At 54.5% G+C, this 16,733-nt stretch carries 16 protein-coding genes; 5 read left to right on the forward strand and 11 right to left on the reverse strand.

Features of this window, described 5'->3' with window-relative positions:
* Positions 1-16 precede the first annotated feature (16 nt).
* Both sodA and fdhD read right to left on the reverse strand, forming a co-directional pair.
* Positions 17-634, reverse strand: a complete 618-nt coding sequence (gene sodA, locus GC090_RS19830; RefSeq protein WP_006121393.1) for a superoxide dismutase [Mn] — start codon at positions 632-634, stop codon at positions 17-19.
* Positions 635-856: 222 nt separating this feature from the next.
* Positions 857-1,630, reverse strand: a complete 774-nt coding sequence (gene fdhD / locus GC090_RS19835) for a formate dehydrogenase accessory sulfurtransferase FdhD (protein WP_226374606.1) — start codon at positions 1,628-1,630, stop codon at positions 857-859.
* A gap of 474 nt (positions 1,631-2,104) precedes the next feature.
* Here fdhD and fdhE point away from each other — a divergent pair, with 474 nt between their 5' ends.
* The 3 genes from fdhE to GC090_RS19850 all read left to right on the forward strand — a co-directional run bounded on the left by fdhE (position 2,105) and on the right by GC090_RS19850 (position 4,820).
* On the forward strand, positions 2,105-3,028 hold the full coding sequence (gene fdhE / locus GC090_RS19840; protein WP_039339184.1) for a formate dehydrogenase accessory protein FdhE: 924 nt from the start codon (positions 2,105-2,107) through the stop codon (positions 3,026-3,028).
* Between the two features lie 39 nt (positions 3,029-3,067).
* Positions 3,068-3,679, forward strand: coding sequence for a glutathione S-transferase (locus GC090_RS19845; RefSeq protein ID WP_033737305.1), 612 nt, complete (start codon positions 3,068-3,070; stop codon positions 3,677-3,679).
* Between the two features lie 391 nt (positions 3,680-4,070).
* A complete protein-coding gene (locus GC090_RS19850; protein WP_324020660.1) occupies positions 4,071-4,820 on the forward strand; it encodes a MipA/OmpV family protein in 750 nt (249 codons plus the stop codon).
* Positions 4,821-5,032: 212 nt separating this feature from the next.
* Here the strand turns inward: GC090_RS19850 and glyS are convergent, their stop codons facing one another.
* The gene (gene glyS / locus GC090_RS19855) at positions 5,033-7,102 is read right to left on the reverse strand and encodes a glycine--tRNA ligase subunit beta (protein WP_039339182.1); all 2,070 of its coding nucleotides are present in this window, start codon (positions 7,100-7,102) and stop codon (positions 5,033-5,035) included.
* 9 nt (positions 7,103-7,111) lie between these two features.
* Positions 7,112-8,023: a glycine--tRNA ligase subunit alpha gene (gene glyQ, locus GC090_RS19860; protein WP_006121387.1), complete on the reverse strand. Its 912-nt coding sequence runs from the start codon at positions 8,021-8,023 to the stop codon at positions 7,112-7,114.
* Between the two features lie 281 nt (positions 8,024-8,304).
* On the opposite strand from glyQ, the gene GC090_RS19865 reads away from it, so the two are divergent.
* The gene (locus GC090_RS19865) at positions 8,305-9,300 is read left to right on the forward strand and encodes an acyltransferase (RefSeq protein ID WP_324020661.1); all 996 of its coding nucleotides are present in this window, start codon (positions 8,305-8,307) and stop codon (positions 9,298-9,300) included.
* Position 9,301: 1 nt separating this feature from the next.
* Here the strand turns inward: GC090_RS19865 and yieH are convergent, their stop codons facing one another.
* Positions 9,302-9,964: a 6-phosphogluconate phosphatase gene (gene yieH, locus GC090_RS19870; protein ID WP_006121385.1), complete on the reverse strand. Its 663-nt coding sequence runs from the start codon at positions 9,962-9,964 to the stop codon at positions 9,302-9,304.
* Positions 9,965-10,112: 148 nt separating this feature from the next.
* Here yieH and GC090_RS19875 point away from each other — a divergent pair, with 148 nt between their 5' ends.
* Positions 10,113-11,426 carry an NCS2 family permease gene (locus tag GC090_RS19875; protein ID WP_033737296.1) on the forward strand — a complete coding sequence of 438 codons (1,314 nt, stop codon included), beginning with the start codon at positions 10,113-10,115 and terminating at the stop codon, positions 11,424-11,426.
* A gap of 70 nt (positions 11,427-11,496) precedes the next feature.
* On the opposite strand, the gene GC090_RS19880 is transcribed toward GC090_RS19875, so the two are convergent.
* From GC090_RS19880 to rpmH, 6 genes are all read right to left on the reverse strand, one after another.
* Complete coding sequence (locus GC090_RS19880; protein ID WP_006121383.1) at positions 11,497-12,087, reverse strand: malonic semialdehyde reductase; 591 nt, start codon at positions 12,085-12,087, stop codon at positions 11,497-11,499.
* A gap of 215 nt (positions 12,088-12,302) precedes the next feature.
* Positions 12,303-13,667, reverse strand: coding sequence for a tRNA uridine-5-carboxymethylaminomethyl(34) synthesis GTPase MnmE (gene mnmE / locus GC090_RS19885; RefSeq protein ID WP_006121382.1), 1,365 nt, complete (start codon positions 13,665-13,667; stop codon positions 12,303-12,305).
* Between the two features lie 89 nt (positions 13,668-13,756).
* Complete coding sequence (gene yidC / locus GC090_RS19890; RefSeq protein ID WP_058708563.1) at positions 13,757-15,397, reverse strand: membrane protein insertase YidC; 1,641 nt, start codon at positions 15,395-15,397, stop codon at positions 13,757-13,759.
* A gap of 2 nt (positions 15,398-15,399) precedes the next feature.
* Positions 15,400-15,657 carry a membrane protein insertion efficiency factor YidD gene (gene yidD / locus GC090_RS19895; RefSeq protein ID WP_006121380.1) on the reverse strand — a complete coding sequence of 86 codons (258 nt, stop codon included), beginning with the start codon at positions 15,655-15,657 and terminating at the stop codon, positions 15,400-15,402.
* Positions 15,621-15,980 carry a ribonuclease P protein component gene (gene rnpA / locus GC090_RS19900; RefSeq protein WP_013023999.1) on the reverse strand — a complete coding sequence of 120 codons (360 nt, stop codon included), beginning with the start codon at positions 15,978-15,980 and terminating at the stop codon, positions 15,621-15,623. The genes yidD and rnpA overlap by 37 nt, the downstream gene beginning before the upstream one ends.
* Positions 15,981-15,994: 14 nt before the next feature.
* The gene (rpmH, locus tag GC090_RS19905; protein ID WP_000831330.1) at positions 15,995-16,135 is read right to left on the reverse strand and encodes a 50S ribosomal protein L34; all 141 of its coding nucleotides are present in this window, start codon (positions 16,133-16,135) and stop codon (positions 15,995-15,997) included.
* Between the last annotated feature and the right edge of the window lie 598 nt (positions 16,136-16,733).

The following is a 16,733-nucleotide window of genomic DNA, read 5'->3' on the forward strand; positions in this document are numbered from 1 at the left end:
GTGTGGCGCTTAGCGCTTACTTAGCGGATGCGAAGCGCGCTGCCGCCTCGTCCCAGTTAACCACGTTCCAGAAAGCTTTGATGTAATCCGGACGTTTGTTTTGATACTTCAGGTAGTAGGCGTGTTCCCACACATCCAGACCGATGATAGGGTAACCCGATACGCCAGCGATCGCTTCGCCCATCAGAGGGTTGTCCTGGTTAGCGGTTGAAACCACGGCCAGTTTGTCACCTTTCTTAACCAGCCAGGCCCAACCGGAGCCGAAACGGGTCGCTGCCGCTTTTTCAAACTCTTCCTGGAATTTTTCTACGCTGCCGAAATCTTTTTCAATCGCAGCTTTCAGCTCGCCCTGCAGCGTGGTGCCGGTTTTCAGGCCTTTCCAGAACAGGCTGTGGTTAGCGTGACCACCCGCGTTATTGCGCAGCGGGCCTTTTTTATCTGCTGGCAGCTGATCCAGTTTGGTGATCAGTTCATCGACAGGCAGATCGGCAAATTCAGTCCCTTCCAGCGCCGCATTGGCGTTGTTGACATAAGTCTGGTGGTGTTTGGTGTGATGGATTTCCATCGTCTGCTTGTCAAAATGCGGTTCCAGTGCGTCGTAAGCGTAAGGCAGGGATGGCAGTGAATAACTCATGTTCTTCCTCTCCATTTAGTGTTTGAGCAGCACGACAATGTCGGCACGTGCCGCGTAAGCAGTCGTATCATTATAGTTAAATTCATGATCGGTAAAAGCGTAATCAATGCCCTATTAAACATAAGGTTTTGAAAAAGCATGCAAAGCAGCCAGATTTTTCGGTGGCGGAAAGCCTGGGTGCGTAAAGAGGATTACCTGCAAAGCGCCCCGAACACGTAAACGTTATCTCAGCCGCTGCGGATGACTATAGATGGTGGCACGGCCCGGTTTACTGAATCCTACCAGGGTAAGATGACAGCGTTCGGCCACCTCCACCGCTAACTGGGTTGCGGCAGACACGGCAAACAGAATTTCAACGCCGCACATTGCCGATTTCTGCACCATTTCATAGCTGGCCCGGCTGGAGACCAGTACGGCACCATTGCCCCATTCGGCCTGACTGCGATAGCCCAGCAGTTTGTCCAGTGCCACATGGCGGCCGACATCCTCACAGCCATGAATCAGTCCACCCTCAGGATGTATCCAGGCGGCCGCGTGCGTGCAGCCTGTTTTTTGCCCGACGGGCTGGACGTCCTTGAGCTGCGCCAGCGCGCTGTCCAGCTGCGCCAGGGGAAAAGTCTGCGTAAACGGCAACGGCGTCAGCGGCTTTCCGATCTGCTCCAGTTGCTCCACGCCACATACGCCGCAACCCGTCCGGCCGGCCAGCGCTCGCCGTTGGGCTTTCAGCGCCATAAAACGTCGGCTGGATAATTCAATCTGCACCTCAATGCCGTGACAACCGGTCACCACATCCATTCCGAAAATATCGGCCGGAGAATCGATGATGCCTTCTGAGAGTGAAAAACCGACAGCAAACGCCTCCAGGTCCTTGGGCGTTGTCATCATCACAACGTGAGAAATACCGTTATACACCAACGCCACGGGCACTTCTTCGGCTAACCAGTCGGCCTGAGCATGGTGCAGGTCGTCACGTTGCCAGACATGGATTTCACGCAAGCCTGCTCGCTCACTCGCACCGGTTTCCTCTTTCACTTCGTTGTTCTTCACGTTGTTCTGACCCTGAGCTGTTGCGGATGGCGTAAAGGTAACCCTGTTGCGCCATGCTGAATAGCTTCTATTCTGTACCCTGCGCCGTGCTGCAACAAGTCTGTGGGTGGCAGACAGCATAAAGCGTGAAAGGCCCACCGATTTGCCGTTATTCACAATGCGTTATGCCTGTTGTCGCCGGCGAAAAATGTATTTCATACTGAAGATAAAGGGCTGGACTGCTATGCTCAGCCTGTTGGGAGCTGTTTTGCACTGCGGTTTCCTGACGCGGTTTTCCGCCTGCTTTGCTCGCTGAGAACCTCTTACGAGGGAAAATGGCGAGAGATCCGGCCCATAACGGCTATTCGTAGCCGATACAGACAACCTCATTTTTGCTGGTGTCGTGAGTAGCGTAATCAGCCAACAAACAGGAAAATGCCTTTTATGCGCATCCGCATTATCCCGAAAGACCCGTTGGAGAAGAGCGAAAAAAACCCAGCGGAAATGATCCCGCCGTTACTCTTCCCCCGGCTGAAAAATTTATACAGCCGTCGGGCGGCGCGTTTGCGTGATCTGGCGGCAAAAAATCCTTTGGGTGACTATTTACGCTTTGCCGCCGTCATCGCCCAGGCGCAGGAAATCGTTCTGTACGATCATCCTCTGCAGATGAACCTTCACGCACATCTGCTCAGGAGCGCTCAGGAAGATAAAGCGCCGCTGGATATTCATACTCTTTCGCGCGATCCACACTGGCATCGCCTGCTGCACTCGTTAGTTGCGGAGCTAAAGCCCGAAATGAGCGGTCAGGCGCTGGCGGTGTTAGAGAACCTGGAGAAAGCGTCAGCGACCGAGCTGGAAACGCTGGCCAGTGCCCTGTTTGCGGGTGAGTACGCGCAGGTGAGCAGTGATAAAGCCCCTTTTATCTGGGCTGCGCTGTCGATCTACTGGGCACAAATGGCGGCATTGATTCCCGGTACGGCTCAGGCGGAGATGGGCGCACAACGCCAGCACTGCCCGGTATGTCACAGCCTGCCGGTCGCCAGCATCGTACATATGGGTTCGCATGAAAGTGCGCGCTACCTGCACTGCAACCTGTGCGAAAGTGAATGGCACGTCGTGCAGAACACCTGCTCTCATTGCGACCAAAACCGCGATCTGCATTACTGGTCACTGGACAGCGAGCACGCGGCCGTCAAAGCAGAAAGCTGCGGCGACTGTGGCAGCTACATGAAAATGCTTTATCAGGAAAAAAATCCGGCCATTGAACCGGTCGCCGACGATCTCGCCTCTTTAGTGCTGGATGCACGTATGGAGCAGGAAGGTTTTGTACGCAGTGGCCTGAATCCTTTTATGTTTCCCGGTGAATAGTTTTTTGCTGATGAAACCTCGCTAAACGGGAGTAACGCAATGAAACTGATTGGCAGCTATACCAGCCCCTTTGTCCGCAAGATTTCTGTCATCATGCTGGAAAAAGGCATGATGTTCGAATTTGTTAATGCGTCGCCCTACAGCGAAGACAGCCATGTTCCGCAATATAACCCGCTGGGTAAAGTGCCCGCGCTGGTCGCGGAGGATCAGCAGGTCTGGTTCGATTCCAGCATCATTGCGGAGTACCTCGAACTGCGTGGTCAGGCACCGGCTTTATTGCCCGCTGATCCGCTGGCGTCTTTAAAGGTTCGTCAGCTTGAAAAGCTGGCCGATGGCATCAGCGATGCGGCACTGGTGATCGTACGTGAGCAAATGCGGCCAGGTAACGCCCAGTCAGAAGAAGTGCTGTTACGCCATCGCGACAAGATTCAGCGCGGGCTGGACAGCCTGGAAAAAGAAGTGAGTGAAGGAAAGTGGATCGATAATGGCGAACTGAATCTGGCCGACATTGCCACAGGCTGCATGATTGGCTACCTGAATTTCCGTCGCGTTGTCCCTAACTGGTGCGTTCAGCGGCCCGCACTGGTCAGGCTGGCCGAAACACTCTTTCAACGGGAAAGTTTTGCCCGAACCACGCCGCCGGCATCCTGATCGGCGAGGCTGTCAGCGCTGATGCCGGTAGCGGTGCTGACAGCCTGTTTCCTTAGCGCATTTCAGTCTGCAATCCTTGCTTTCCCACGTAAAGGGCTGTCGACGTCTCCGTTATTCCTCTTACCCATCACCACGGAATGGCACATTCGCGCAGTAGCCTGAACCTGTCCGTCGTGACCAGTATAAACAGGGGATGAACTCCGTGAGAATAAGCGTAGCCATCTCTTGCATTGCTGCAGCGGCTCCGATATACCTTTCGGGCAGCCCTGTTCTGAGACAACCCGCGCGCTCAGGATGAAAAGGCGGCACAAATTTTTATGTATGCTCACGCCCCGTTTCGGGCTGTGAGGCCTGACAGATCACTGCCTCAGCCAGACGATAACCGGACAAAATGACGACCATCCCATTACGCTTCAGAACGGCATTATGTTGCCTCCTGCTCGGTAATATTACGCATGCCTGGGCTGAGGGGCTGACCCTGGGTGCGCAGGGGGAAGCGAACTTTACGCCCTATCGCGCGTATAAAACTCAGTTTTCTGGCCTGCCCTATGTGGGCTATGACAATGATCATGTCTATATTGATGGCACAGAAGTGGGCGCCTATTTTATCAAAGATGACACCACACAACTGAAAGCGCGCTGGTGGTATCTGGATAACGAATTTGATCCGGACCAGACCTCTGATTCGGCACTCCGCCAGTTACGCATCCGCCACAGCACCATGATGGGCGGCATGAGCTACCAGAAGATCACGCCCCTTGGTGCGTTTCGAACCGAATTGTCTGGCGATACGCTGAACGAAAGCCGGGGATGGCTGGGTACGGTTGCCTGGGCAGGCCAGGTCTCTCTGATGCAACTTGACGTTTATCCTCAGGCCGGTGTGGACTGGCTCAGTAAACAGCAGGCAAGCTATTACTACGGGGTAAGCGAAGAGGAATCTGCCCGCAGTGGTTTACCGACCTGGAACCATCAGGGCGTAACGCCATGGCTTGCCGTGGCGTTTGACTGGCACCCTGTAAAATCCTTCCATGTCTACCTGCAACCCAAAGTCACCTTCCTTACAGGGGCCCTCCGCGACAGCCCGATGACGGATCAACAGTATCTCTGGACGCTGTCTTCAGGCGTGACCTGGACATTCTGAAGCTGCACGCCGCGCAGTGCCGCAGTCCATTTACAGGGTTCGTGGCCGTCCGGCTTTAATAACAGCCCCTGCGCTGCCAGGACGCCTTCGCAACCACAGGTGTTGTCAGTTCTTTTATTGCGTCCGCAAAAAGATAAAGTGCCACCAGCAGGTCGGGTGGCGGCATAAAAAAAGGGACGATATCTCGTCCCTTTTATCTGTATCAGAACCGATTACTGCAGCAGCGAGATATCGGCCACCTGCAGGAACAGCTCACGCAGTTTCGACAGCAGCGTCAGTCGGTTAATTCGCACCGCCGGGTCTTCTGCATTCACCATCACTTTATCGAAGAAGTTGTCTACCGCTTCACGCAACTGCGCCAGTTCAATTAACGCATCCTGATAACGTCCTTCTGCAAAGTAAGGCTGCAGTTTGCTGCTCAGGGCGGTCACAAACGTGGCCAGTTGGATCTCTTCATTTTCTTTCAACAGTGATGCCTGAACGCTGTCATTCAGCGGTTCTGTTGATTTTGCCAGAATATTCGAGACACGCTTGTTGGCCGCCGCCAGCGCGGCCGCTTCATCAAGCGTACGGAAATGCGAAACCGCCTTCATACGTGCATCAAAGTCCGCCGGACGGGTTGGACGACGTGCCAGCACCGCCTGCAAGGTATCGATGCTGTGGCCTTCTTCCTGATACCAGGTACGGAAACGGCCCAGCATAAAGTCGATGACGTCATCAACCACGTTCGCATTGCTCAGCTTGCTGCCATACAGACGTACGGCCTCTTCGGTGAGCGTTTGCAGATCAAGCGGCAGATTTTTTTCCACGATGATGCGCAAAACGCCCAGCGCGGCACGACGCAGAGCAAAGGGATCTTTATCGCCTTTAGGATGTTGACCGATGCCGAAAATACCGGCCAGCGTATCCATCTTATCAGCAATGGCCAGCGCACAGGCTACCGGGCTGGACGGCAAATCATCACCTGCGAAACGCGGCTGATATTGCTCGTTCAGCGCCACAGCGACATCTTCGGCTTCACCGTCATGACGCGCATAGTGCATGCCCATAACGCCCTGGGTGTCGGTAAACTCAAACACCATGTTAGTCATCAGATCGCATTTTGACAGCAGGCCTGCGCGCGTGGCGTGATTCACATCTGCGCCCGTTTGTGCCGCAATCCAGCCCGCCAGCGCCTGAATACGATCCGTTTTATCACGCAGCGAACCGAGTTCCTTCTGGAACAATACGGTTTCAAGACGCGGCAGATGATCTTCAAGACGTTTTTTACGATCGGTATTAAAGAAGAATTCAGCATCCGCCAGACGCGGGCGCACCACCTTCTCATTACCAGAAATAATCTGCTGCGGCTCGCTCGACTCAATGTTGGTGACGAAAATAAAGTTTGGCAGCAGTTTGCCTTCCGCGTCATAAACCGGGAAATACTTCTGATCGCCTTTCATGGTGTAAACCAGCGCTTCAGCCGGCACCTTAAGGAATTTTTCCTCGAAGGTGGCGGTCAATACCACCGGCCATTCCACCAGCGATGTTACCTCTTCCAGCAGGCTGTCACTCAGGTCGGCTACGCCACCTAAACGCCGTGCTGCGGCTTCCGCATCGGCTTTGATCATGGCTTTGCGGACCTGATAGTCGGCAATCACCTGACCGCGCTTTTCCAGCACATCAGGATACTGATCGGCGTTCTCAAGCGTGATTTCACTTTCGCCCATGAAGCGGTGACCACGGATAACGCGATCGGACTTGATGCCAAGAATCGTGCCGGGGATCAGTTCATCGCCCAGCAGCATCGTAACGGTGTGCACCGGACGCACAAACTGCACGTCGCTATCGCCCCAGCGCATCAGTTTCGGTACCGGCAGTTTGCTCAGCGCCGTGGCAATCATGCCCGGCAGCAATGCCTGCGCCGCTTCGCCTTTTACCTGAGCGCGATAGACCAGCCATTCGCCTTTATCGGTGCTCAGACGTTCAGCCTGATCGACCGTGATACCGTTACCCCGTGCCCAGCCTTCTGCCGCTTTGGTGGCATTGCCCGCTGCATCAAAGGCGGCGGCAACGGCAGGTCCACGCTTTTCTACTTCACGATCGGGCTGGGAGGCGCTCAAATGGGCGACTTTCAGCGCCAGGCGACGCGGTGCAGCAAACCAGCTCACTTCGCCATGGTTCAGATTCGCGGCATCCAGCTCGGCCGTCACCTGGGCAGCAAAGGCTTCTGCCAGGCTACGTAATGCTTTCGGTGGCAGCTCTTCGGTGCCGATCTCCACCAGGAAGGTTTTCTCAGTCATGGCTGCCTCTTACTTTTTGTTATTGCACATCGGGAAGCCCAGCGCTTCACGAGAAGCGTAATAGGCTTCAGCCACGGCTTTGGTCAGGGTGCGAATACGCAGAATATAACGCTGACGTTCGGTCACCGAGATCGCCTTGCGCGCGTCCAGCAGGTTAAAGCTGTGTGCGGCTTTCAGAATGCGCTCGTAAGCGGGCAAAGGCAGCGGTTTTTCCAGCGCCAGCAACTTCTGCGCTTCCTTCTCATACTGTTCGAAACAGGTGAAAAGAAAATCGACGTCGGCATATTCGAAGTTATACGTCGACTGCTCCACTTCATTCTGATGGAACACATCACCGTAGGTAGTTTTGCCTAACGGACCGTCGCTCCAGACCAGATCGTAAACGCTGTCCACGCCCTGGATATACATGGCCAGACGTTCCAGACCATAGGTGATCTCGCCGGTAACCGGTTTACACTCCAGGCCACCGACCTGCTGGAAATAAGTAAACTGCGTCACTTCCATACCGTTAAGCCAGACTTCCCAGCCCAGTCCCCAGGCACCCAGCGTCGGGTTTTCCCAGTTATCTTCAACAAAGCGAATGTCGTGTACGGTAGGATCCATACCCAGCGCTTTCAGCGACCCGAGGTACAGCTCCTGAATATTGTCCGGCGACGGCTTGATGATCACCTGGAACTGATAGTAATGCTGCAAGCGGTTCGGGTTTTCGCCATAGCGGCCGTCGGTAGGACGACGGGATGGCTGCACATAGGCCGCAGCAATCGGCTCCGGGCCAAGTGCGCGCAGGCAGGTCATTGGGTGTGAAGTACCAGCGCCCACTTCCATGTCCAGTGGTTGAACAATGGTGCAGCCCTGGCGCGCCCAGTAATCCTGCAATGTCAGGATCAGGCCCTGAAAGGTCTTGGTATCAAACTTTTGCATGATGAGTTCGCACGCGGTTCGGCTAGATAAAAAAAGAGTGCGACAGTATACCCTTTGACCGCGTGATATGCAGCCGGAAATCCGGCGGCGCAGCCGAGAGAGTGGATTTTTGGTGTCAGATTTAGCCTGCTGGCGGCCTGTCATCGCCTGATTAACCGATACGGTTATGCGTTTTCATGCGATCCTGTGCACAGAGGGTTCTGAATCCCCGCTATTGCGCTTGTTGAGGTCGACGCGACTGGCTACGCTTTGCACCGGGACGCACTGCGCCAGAGGACACCATGTCGCAAAAGATTTACTGGATTGATAATTTGCGGGCGATTGCCTGCCTGATGGTCATCGTCATTCACACCACAACGTGGTATCTGACCGGGCCGATGGCCATAAAAGGTCACTGGTGGGATATTGCTAACCTGTTCAATTCAGCGTCACGCATCTGTGTGCCGCTGTTTTTTATGATTTCAGGCTATCTGTTCTTTGGTGAACGCAGTACGCAGCCGCGCCACCTGTGGCGACTGCTGGGATGCCTGGTTTTTTACAGTGCCGTGTCACTGGTTTATATCAGCCTGCTGACGCCAATTGGCGAAGGCCGTTCAATTTTAAAAATGCTGCAGAAGCCGGTGTTCTACCATCTGTGGTTTTTCTTCGCGCTCATGGGGATTTACCTCTTGTCGCCCCTGATTCAGGTAAAAAGCGTGCGGCCGCGCTACGTGGCGCTACTGGTGCTGATTGTGGTGGTCCTCGCGAATCCCAATACCATGGATCAGTCGTGGGGGCGCTTTCACTGGTTGCCCATTAACCTTTACCTGAGCGGCGACAGTATCTATTACCTGCTCTACGCCTTATTAGGCCGGGCGATCGGTACCATGGACACAGAAAGACGCGCTATCACACCGTTGGCTGCCGTGACCTTTGTGGCCTGCGTGACCGTCATTATGCTGGGTACGAAGCGCGCGTTAATCGTTAATGGTGCCTTTAACGATACGTGGTATCTCTATTGCGGACCGCTGGTATTCATTGCCGCAATAAGCGCGCTGGTGGTGTTCAAAAATGCCTTTAATCAACGTACGCTGCCCGGTCTGGCCATCATTTCGCGCTACTCTCTGCCCATCTACGGCTTTCACGCCCTGTTCATCCATTTTATTCGCACCCATCACTATGACGATATGGCGCGTCCCTGGCTCGACCTGCCTGCCGTTTTTACCGTCACGCTGGTGGGCAGCTTATTACTGGGAATGCTGCTCAGTCGGGTGGATAAACGACATTGGGTGACCTGAGTCAGCGCGTCAGGTTCCAGCCTCTGGCGCGCCACAGCGCGGGTAACGCGGCCATATCGGTGAACACGGTCACCAGCGGATGATGGAGTTCGGGATTATGAGCGTCGGCACAGTAATAAAACACCGGCATGCCTGCTGCGATACCGGCACGCGCCCCCGCTTCGGAGTCATCCACCAAAATACAGCGCTCGACGGGTACCTGCATTTGTTGGGCTGCGTGAAACATCAGCTCGGGTTCGGGCTTCCAGTGGCCAATATCGTAACCGCTGTAAAGACGGTCAGCGAAATGATTCAGCATGCCGGTGAGGCCCAGCGAGTGCTGCATCTTTTTCACCGTGCCGTTTGACACCACGCATATCGGTACTGCCATTTGCCCGACCAGTGCCTTCGCACCGGCTATCGGCTTCAGTTCACGGTCAAACAAACGGGCCACTTCGCGCCGGTAGGCCGGTTCAACGTCCTCCAGCGGCAGAGCGACCCGATGCGTTTCACTGACGTCGCGGATGATGTCATACAGCTTTACCCCTTTGTACTTTTCGAACATCTCCTGTAGAGAGAGCGTAATCCCGTACTGGGCAAAGGTGGTGACATACGCGCGGGTGCACAGGACTTCACTGTCAACCAGGGTACCGTCACAATCGAAAAAGACGCATTCAACAGACATCTGACTCCTCCTTTTGTTCGGGGTACCTTAACACGTCAGCGTGGCCCTGAGGGGCCGGGATATGGCAATCGGTTGCGAAAAATCATTGTATTGCCGGGGCAAAATCGCCAGGATACGCGCCGGTGAAATTTTCTTCTGGATAAATGGCATGAATAAACAAGGCCTTTTTCAGCGCGTATTCAAACTGCAGGAGCATGGTACAACGGTTCGTACCGAAGTGATCGCAGGCATTACCACGTTTTTGACCATGGTATACATTGTTTTTGTGAACCCGCAGATTTTAGGTGTCGCAGGCATGGATACCCGGGCAGTGTTCGTAACGACCTGTTTGATTGCCGCGTTCGGCAGCATCCTGATGGGGCTGTTTGCCAATCTTCCTGTCGCCCTGGCCCCGGCGATGGGCCTCAATGCCTTTTTTGCCTTTGTGGTCGTCGGCGCGATGGGTTACTCATGGCAGGTCGGCATGGGTGCCATCTTCTGGGGCGCACTGGGTCTGCTCATCCTGACTCTGTTGCGGGTACGTTACTGGATGATCGCCAATATTCCGCTTAGCCTGCGCGTAGGCATCACCGCTGGCATTGGCCTGTTCATTGCCATGATGGGCCTGAAAAACGCCGGTATCATTGTGGCCAACCCGGATACGCTGGTCAGCGTGGGTAACCTCAGCTCACACAATGTGCTGCTGGGTGCGCTGGGATTCTTTATTATCGCCATTCTGGCCTCACGCAACATTCACGCCGCCGTGCTCATTTCGATGATCGTCACCACGGCGTTGGGCTGGCTGCTGGGCGACGTGACGTTCACGGGCGTGGTTTCTGCGCCGCCATCTGTCACCGCGATTGTCGGTCAGGTTGATATTAAAGGCGCGTTCAACATCGGCATGGCAGGCGTCATATTCTCCTTTATGCTGGTCAATCTGTTTGACTCGTCCGGCACCTTGATTGGCGTGACCGACAAAGCCGGACTGGCTGATGAAAAAGGCACGTTCCCGCGCATGAAACAGGCGTTGTATGTCGACAGCATCAGTTCGGTAACGGGCGCGCTGGCAGGAACGTCATCGGTGACCGCGTATATTGAAAGTACCTCCGGCGTAGCTGTCGGCGGCCGTACCGGATTGATGGCGGTGGTCACAGGCCTTCTGTTCCTGCTCGTCACGTTTTTATCGCCCCTGGCGGCCATGGTACCGGCCTATGCTGCGGCAGGCGCGTTAATCTATGTTGGCGTGCTGATGACGGCCAGCCTGTCCCGCGTCAAATGGGATGACCTGACCGAAGCCGTCCCGGCATTTGTAACTGCCGCCATGATGCCCTTTAGTTTTTCGATTACAGAAGGCATCGCACTGGGCTTCATTGCGTACTGTGTGATGAAGCTGGGCACCGGTCGCTGGCGAGAAATCAGCCCCTGCGTCGTCATTGTCGCCTTGCTGTTTGTATTGAAAATCGCCTTTATCGACGCGCATTAAAACCGTACGCACCAGACTAAAGGGCGGGAAAGCAGTGAGCGTTACGGTAAGCGCGTAACGCTCCAGTAACTCAGACGAACTGGCAGGCCTGCTCCAGGCTCAGCCGGGGTAATCGGGGCGGGAGCTTGTCGGGTAAGCCATAGCCCAGGTTAATGAGCAGGTTGGCCTGCCAGCTGGTACCGGCAAAAAAGGCCGCGTTCACTTTAAGCGGATCGAATCCTGACATCGGGCCTGCATCCAGCCCCAGCGCACGCGCGGCCATGATCAGATAGCCTGCCTGCAGGCTACTGTTACGAAATGCGGTTTCTTTAACCAGATCGGGTGTGTTGGTAAACCAGTTTCGCGCATCGGCATGTTGAAACAACATGGTCAGATGCTGATAAAACTCGCTGTCCCAGGCAATAATCACAGTGACAGGGGCGCGCAGGGTTTTCTCAAGGTTGCCGGAGGCCAGGGCCGGCTTCAGCTTTTCTTTTCCCTCCGCGGAGGTGACAAAAACAAAGCGACCGGGTGAGCAGTTGGCCGAGGTCGGTGCCAGGGCAACCATCTGATAGAGCTTCTCCAGCAGCGACTGCTGCACCGGTTCAGGCTGCCAGTGACTGTGCGTACGGGCCTGGTAAAACAACGTATTCAGCGCGGCATCATCGAGCGGTATCGTCATATAACTCTCCAGGAAAACATCCAGTATTTAACCTGTACGTTGCGTTCACGCTTTTGGATGCCTATTCGCCCGGTTTAGTGTGAATGACCTGGCACGCCGCAAAACGTGAGCAATCTTATCCCTCGTTATCATACCTTGCGTTACGGCAACCGATGCGCAACGCACGGCGGATTGCGTTTCTGGATGCACATTTCCACCGCCGTCTGCCCGCTGAGCTACTTACCAATACAGAAACTGGAGAAAATCCGGCCTAACAGATCGTCCGAGGTAAATTCACCCGTAATTTCACTTAGCGCCTGCTGCGCCAGACGCAACTCTTCTGCCAGTAATTCCCCTGCCCATGCGCCCAGCAGTTGATGTTTTCCCTGCTCCAGGTGGGTTGCGGCTAATTCCAGTGCCTGCAAATGACGACGGCGCGCCAGGAAGCCGCCTTCCATATTGTCGGCAAACCCCATGGTCTGTTTGAGGTGATCACGTAAGGTATCAATCCCTTCGCTGGTGCGGGCAGACAGTCTGATCAGGGCATGACCATTGACGTCCGTCAGGCCGAGCGTTTCACCGGTGATGTCCGCTTTATTGCGCACCACGGTGATCGGCAGTTGAGACGGCAGGCGAGCGACAAAATCGGGCCAGATTTCCGCCGGTTCGGTCGCCTGCGTGGTGGTGCCATCAACCATAAACAGCACGCGGTCCGCCTGTTCTATTTCATGCCAGGCGCGCTCGATGCCGATACGTTCCACCTCATCACTGGCTTCGCGTAAACCGGCGGTATCAATGATATGCAGTGGCATGCCATCAATATGGATGTGTTCACGCAGCACATCGCGCGTGGTGCCGGCGATATCCGTGACGATAGCCGCTTCACGCCCGGCAAGTGCATTTAGCAGGCTCGATTTTCCGGCATTTGGCCGACCGGCAATGACGACTTTCATCCCTTCGCGCAGCAGGCTGCCCTGTCTGGCTTCCGCGCGCACCGCATCGAGATCGCGAATGACAGCATTAAGCTGCCCTTCGATTTTGCCGTCAGACAGGAAATCGATCTCTTCATCTGGAAAGTCAATGGCCGCTTCCACGTAGATACGCAGGTGAGTCAGGGCTTCCACAAGCTGGTTAACACGGACAGAGAATGCGCCTTGCAGGGAATTTACCGCCGAACGCGCGGCCTGTTCTGAGCTGGCGTCAATCAGATCGGCAATGGCTTCGGCCTGGGCCAGATCGAGTTTGTCGTTCAGAAACGCGCGCTCAGAAAACTCCCCAGGCTGCGCGATACGTAATCCGGGCAGGGCCACAATCCGTTTCAGCAGCAGATCCAGAATCACCGGGCCGCCGTGACCTTGCAGCTCCAGCACATCCTCGCCGGTAAAGGAGTTGGGGCCAGGAAACCATAGCGCGATGCCCTGATCCAGCACGCTGCCATCACTGTCGTTAAACGATAAGTAGTCGGCATAACGTGGTTTAGGGAGTTTACCCAGCACCTGGCGGGCAACCTCGGCGGCCTGCGGACCGGAAACACGCAAAATGCCAACGCCGCCGCGTCCGGGCGGCGTGGCCTGAGCAACAATGGTATCGCTATGGCTCATACATTTTCTCTCACTACAAAAAACAAAGGCGGTCGCTTTGACCGCCTGAGCATAACCTGTTTTATCGCGGGAGACCTCCCGCGACGGTTTTACGCTTTCTTCTTGTCGCGGCTGTGTAAGCCACGTTTTTCCAGCCCGCGATAGATCAGCTGCTGCTGGAGAATGGTCACCAGGTTACTGACGATGTAGTACAACACCAGACCTGACGGGAACCACAGGAAGAACACGGTGAAAATTACAGGCATATACGTCATGATCTTCTGCTGCATCGGATCGGTCACCGTCGTCGGTGACATCTTCTGAATGAAGAACATGGTGATGCCCATCAGGATCGGCAGAATATAGTACGGATCCTGCGCTGACAGGTCATGAATCCATAAAATAAACGGCGCATGACGCAGTTCAACCGAGCCAGACAGCATGTAGTACAAGGCCAGGAAGATAGGCATCTGAATCACCAGCGGCAGACAGCCACCCAGCGGATTCACTTTTTCAGCCTTATACAGCGCCATCATTTCCTGGCTCTGCTTCTGCTTATCATCCCCTAAACGCTCACGCATCGCCTGAATCTTCGGCTGCAGCATGCGCATTTTCGCCATCGAGGTGTACTGCGCTTTCGTCAGCGGGTACATGATGCCACGCACGATGAACGTGATGATGATGATGGAGAAGCCCCAGTTACCGATAAAGCTGTGAATGAACTTCAACAGTTTAAACAGCGGCTGAGAGATGAACCATAACCAGCCATAGTCCACAGTCAGGTCAAGATGCGGCGCAATCGCGGCCATTTTATCCTGAATTTCCGGACCTACCCACAGTGTGGCATCCAGTGCCTGCTGTGCACCCGGTGCAACGGTGACCGGCGCAGATTTATAGCCGATAGCCGCCACGCCATTTCCCAGATTGCTGGTGTAAAGCGTGTTGGTTCCCTGCGTGCGCGGCACCCAGGCGGTAGCGAAATACTGCTGCAACATCGCCACCCAGCCATTGGTGGTGGTGGTGTTGAGGTTTTCGTTATCGGCGATGGTATCGAACTTAATCTTTTCGTATTTCGATTCGCTGGTGGAGTAAGCCGTACCGCGGAAGGTATGCAGCGCAAAGTTATTGCTGCCGGTATCGCGGTGCTTAGGCAAATCGATGGTCTGTTTTAACTGACCAAACATTGACACTTCCAGCGGCTGCTGGCTGGTGTTGTTAATGTTGTAATCAACGTTAACTGCATAGTCGCCACGCTTGAACACAAACGTTTTGGTATAGACAACGCCGTTTTCAGCTGTGAACGTCATCGGAACACGCAGCTCGCTCTGACCGTCAGCCAGTTCGAAGTGATCCTGTGCCGTGGTATACAGCGGACGCGCACCGTTGTTCGGGTTGTCCGGACCATTACGGCCAGTCAGACCGCTCTGCGCCTGGTAGACAAACGATGGTGTGGTTTCAAGCAGCTCAAACGGCTTGTCAGAACCCAGCTTATCCGGGTAAGTCAGCAGCAGCGCCTGATCAACATCGCCACCGCGAGTGTTGATGGTTAATGACAGGACATCGGTCTTAACGGTGATCGTTTTACCCTGGCCACTGGCGGGAACACCGGTAGCATCACCGGCAGCGCTGTTGGTGTTTTGCGTGGTCTGGGTCTGCAATGGCTTCGGAGCGTGGTCCGTCTGCCAGGCTTGCCAGATCATGAAAGACACGAACAGAAAAGCGATGAGAAAGAGATTGCGTTGCGAATCCATCGTTAATGTTCTCTGGTATCAAAGGTTTTTGGCGGCACAGGATCGTCACCACCCGGGTTCAAAGGGTGGCATTTTAATACGCGTTTTAAAGTCAACCAACTGCCTTTTATCACGCCAAACCTGCGTAAGGCCTCAATTCCGTATTGAGAGCAGGTCGGATGAAACCGACAGTGTGGCCCCAGCAATGGACTGATACCGCGTTGATATACGCGTATCAGGACGATCAGGAACCGCGCGCCAGGCGACAGTGACGACGCCATAATTTCTCCAACGCTTCCGCCAACATACGGTTATCGAGATCGGCAACACCCTTTTTCGCGACCACCACAAAGTCCATCGACGGCAATTCATGTTGACGCAGACGAAAGCTTTCGCGGGTCAATCGCTTGATCCGATTACGTTCGTGAGCGCGTTTCACATGTTTTTTCGCGACGGTAAGACCGATGCGGGGATACCCCAGCGCGTTAAGGCGGCCGAGAATAGTAATTTGCGGCGTGCCAGCCCGTTGTGGCTGCTGAAAGACGAAAGTGAAATGAGTGGGAGTTAACAAACGTAACTCCCTGGGAAATGCGAGCTTACCCATCAGGGTTAGCTTTATTACTTAGAAACGGTCAGACGAGCGCGGCCTTTAGCACGACGACGTGCCAGAACCTGACGACCATTTTTAGTAGCCATACGAGCACGGAAGCCGTGTGAACGGTTGCGCTTCAGTACGGACGGTTGAAAAGTGCGTTTCATGGCGATTTCTACCTAAACTTGAAAATTTTCACTGGGTGACGCGTTTTCGGGCCAACAAACAGACCGACGCCTCAATGTGTCTTTAATAAAGAGGCGGGATTGTAATAATTGTACAGTCCCGAGTCAATTTACTTCGCTTGTCGCGGTGCCAGAAAACCCGGATACAGCCCGCTGAGTCCGGGCATTGGGCTTTACGCGACAACGCCGGGGGGAGAATTATACGGGGTCTGCGTTAAAGCGCAAGGATCGCGCAGGATCTTATTGCGATCAAATTCGCCTGCCACACGTCAAAAACGAGAAGCCGTCCGAAAATTTGGATCATTCAGCACGATCCCAGGTGGTTTTTTCTGCCGCAGGCGTAGACTTTTACCCGCGTTCATGCCCTGTGGATAAAAAGGAGAAAAACTGTGTAGAAAGGGAAGATCTCTGTCGCGCTTTGCGCTATGATCCGCCCTTCCTCTGGCGATCCTCCGATGGTTGCGGGGTGGAAAACCGCTGATAGCGGTCGCAGGCGCTTTCTTTCGTCTGTGTCAAAAATGAACGTTTCTTAGATTAGTGCCTACTTTTTCTTATCGAATTTGTACGAGTGGAGTCCGCC

Origin of the sequence: Pantoea sp. JZ29 (assembly GCF_035190385.1) — a bacterium.
Taxonomy (GTDB): domain Bacteria; phylum Pseudomonadota; class Gammaproteobacteria; order Enterobacterales; family Enterobacteriaceae; genus Pantoea; species Pantoea stewartii.

Coding starts and splice junctions, on each gene's coding strand:
- sodA (WP_006121393.1), bottom strand. CDS start 634: ATGAGTTATTCACTGCCATCCCTGCCTTACGCTTACGACGCACTGGAA.
- fdhE (WP_039339184.1), top strand. CDS start 2,105: ATGCGCATCCGCATTATCCCGAAAGACCCGTTGGAGAAGAGCGAAAAA.
- GC090_RS19845 (WP_033737305.1), top strand. CDS start 3,068: ATGAAACTGATTGGCAGCTATACCAGCCCCTTTGTCCGCAAGATTTCT.
- GC090_RS19850 (WP_324020660.1), top strand. CDS start 4,071: ATGACGACCATCCCATTACGCTTCAGAACGGCATTATGTTGCCTCCTG.
- glyS (WP_039339182.1), bottom strand. CDS start 7,102: ATGACTGAGAAAACCTTCCTGGTGGAGATCGGCACCGAAGAGCTGCCA.
- glyQ (WP_006121387.1), bottom strand. CDS start 8,023: ATGCAAAAGTTTGATACCAAGACCTTTCAGGGCCTGATCCTGACATTG.
- GC090_RS19865 (WP_324020661.1), top strand. CDS start 8,305: ATGTCGCAAAAGATTTACTGGATTGATAATTTGCGGGCGATTGCCTGC.
- yieH (WP_006121385.1), bottom strand. CDS start 9,964: ATGTCTGTTGAATGCGTCTTTTTCGATTGTGACGGTACCCTGGTTGAC.
- GC090_RS19875 (WP_033737296.1), top strand. CDS start 10,113: ATGAATAAACAAGGCCTTTTTCAGCGCGTATTCAAACTGCAGGAGCAT.
- GC090_RS19880 (WP_006121383.1), bottom strand. CDS start 12,087: ATGACGATACCGCTCGATGATGCCGCGCTGAATACGTTGTTTTACCAG.
- mnmE (WP_006121382.1), bottom strand. CDS start 13,667: ATGAGCCATAGCGATACCATTGTTGCTCAGGCCACGCCGCCCGGACGC.
- yidC (WP_058708563.1), bottom strand. CDS start 15,397: ATGGATTCGCAACGCAATCTCTTTCTCATCGCTTTTCTGTTCGTGTCT.
- yidD (WP_006121380.1), bottom strand. CDS start 15,657: ATGGCGTCGTCACTGTCGCCTGGCGCGCGGTTCCTGATCGTCCTGATA.
- rnpA (WP_013023999.1), bottom strand. CDS start 15,980: ATGGGTAAGCTCGCATTTCCCAGGGAGTTACGTTTGTTAACTCCCACT.
- rpmH (WP_000831330.1), bottom strand. CDS start 16,135: ATGAAACGCACTTTTCAACCGTCCGTACTGAAGCGCAACCGTTCACAC.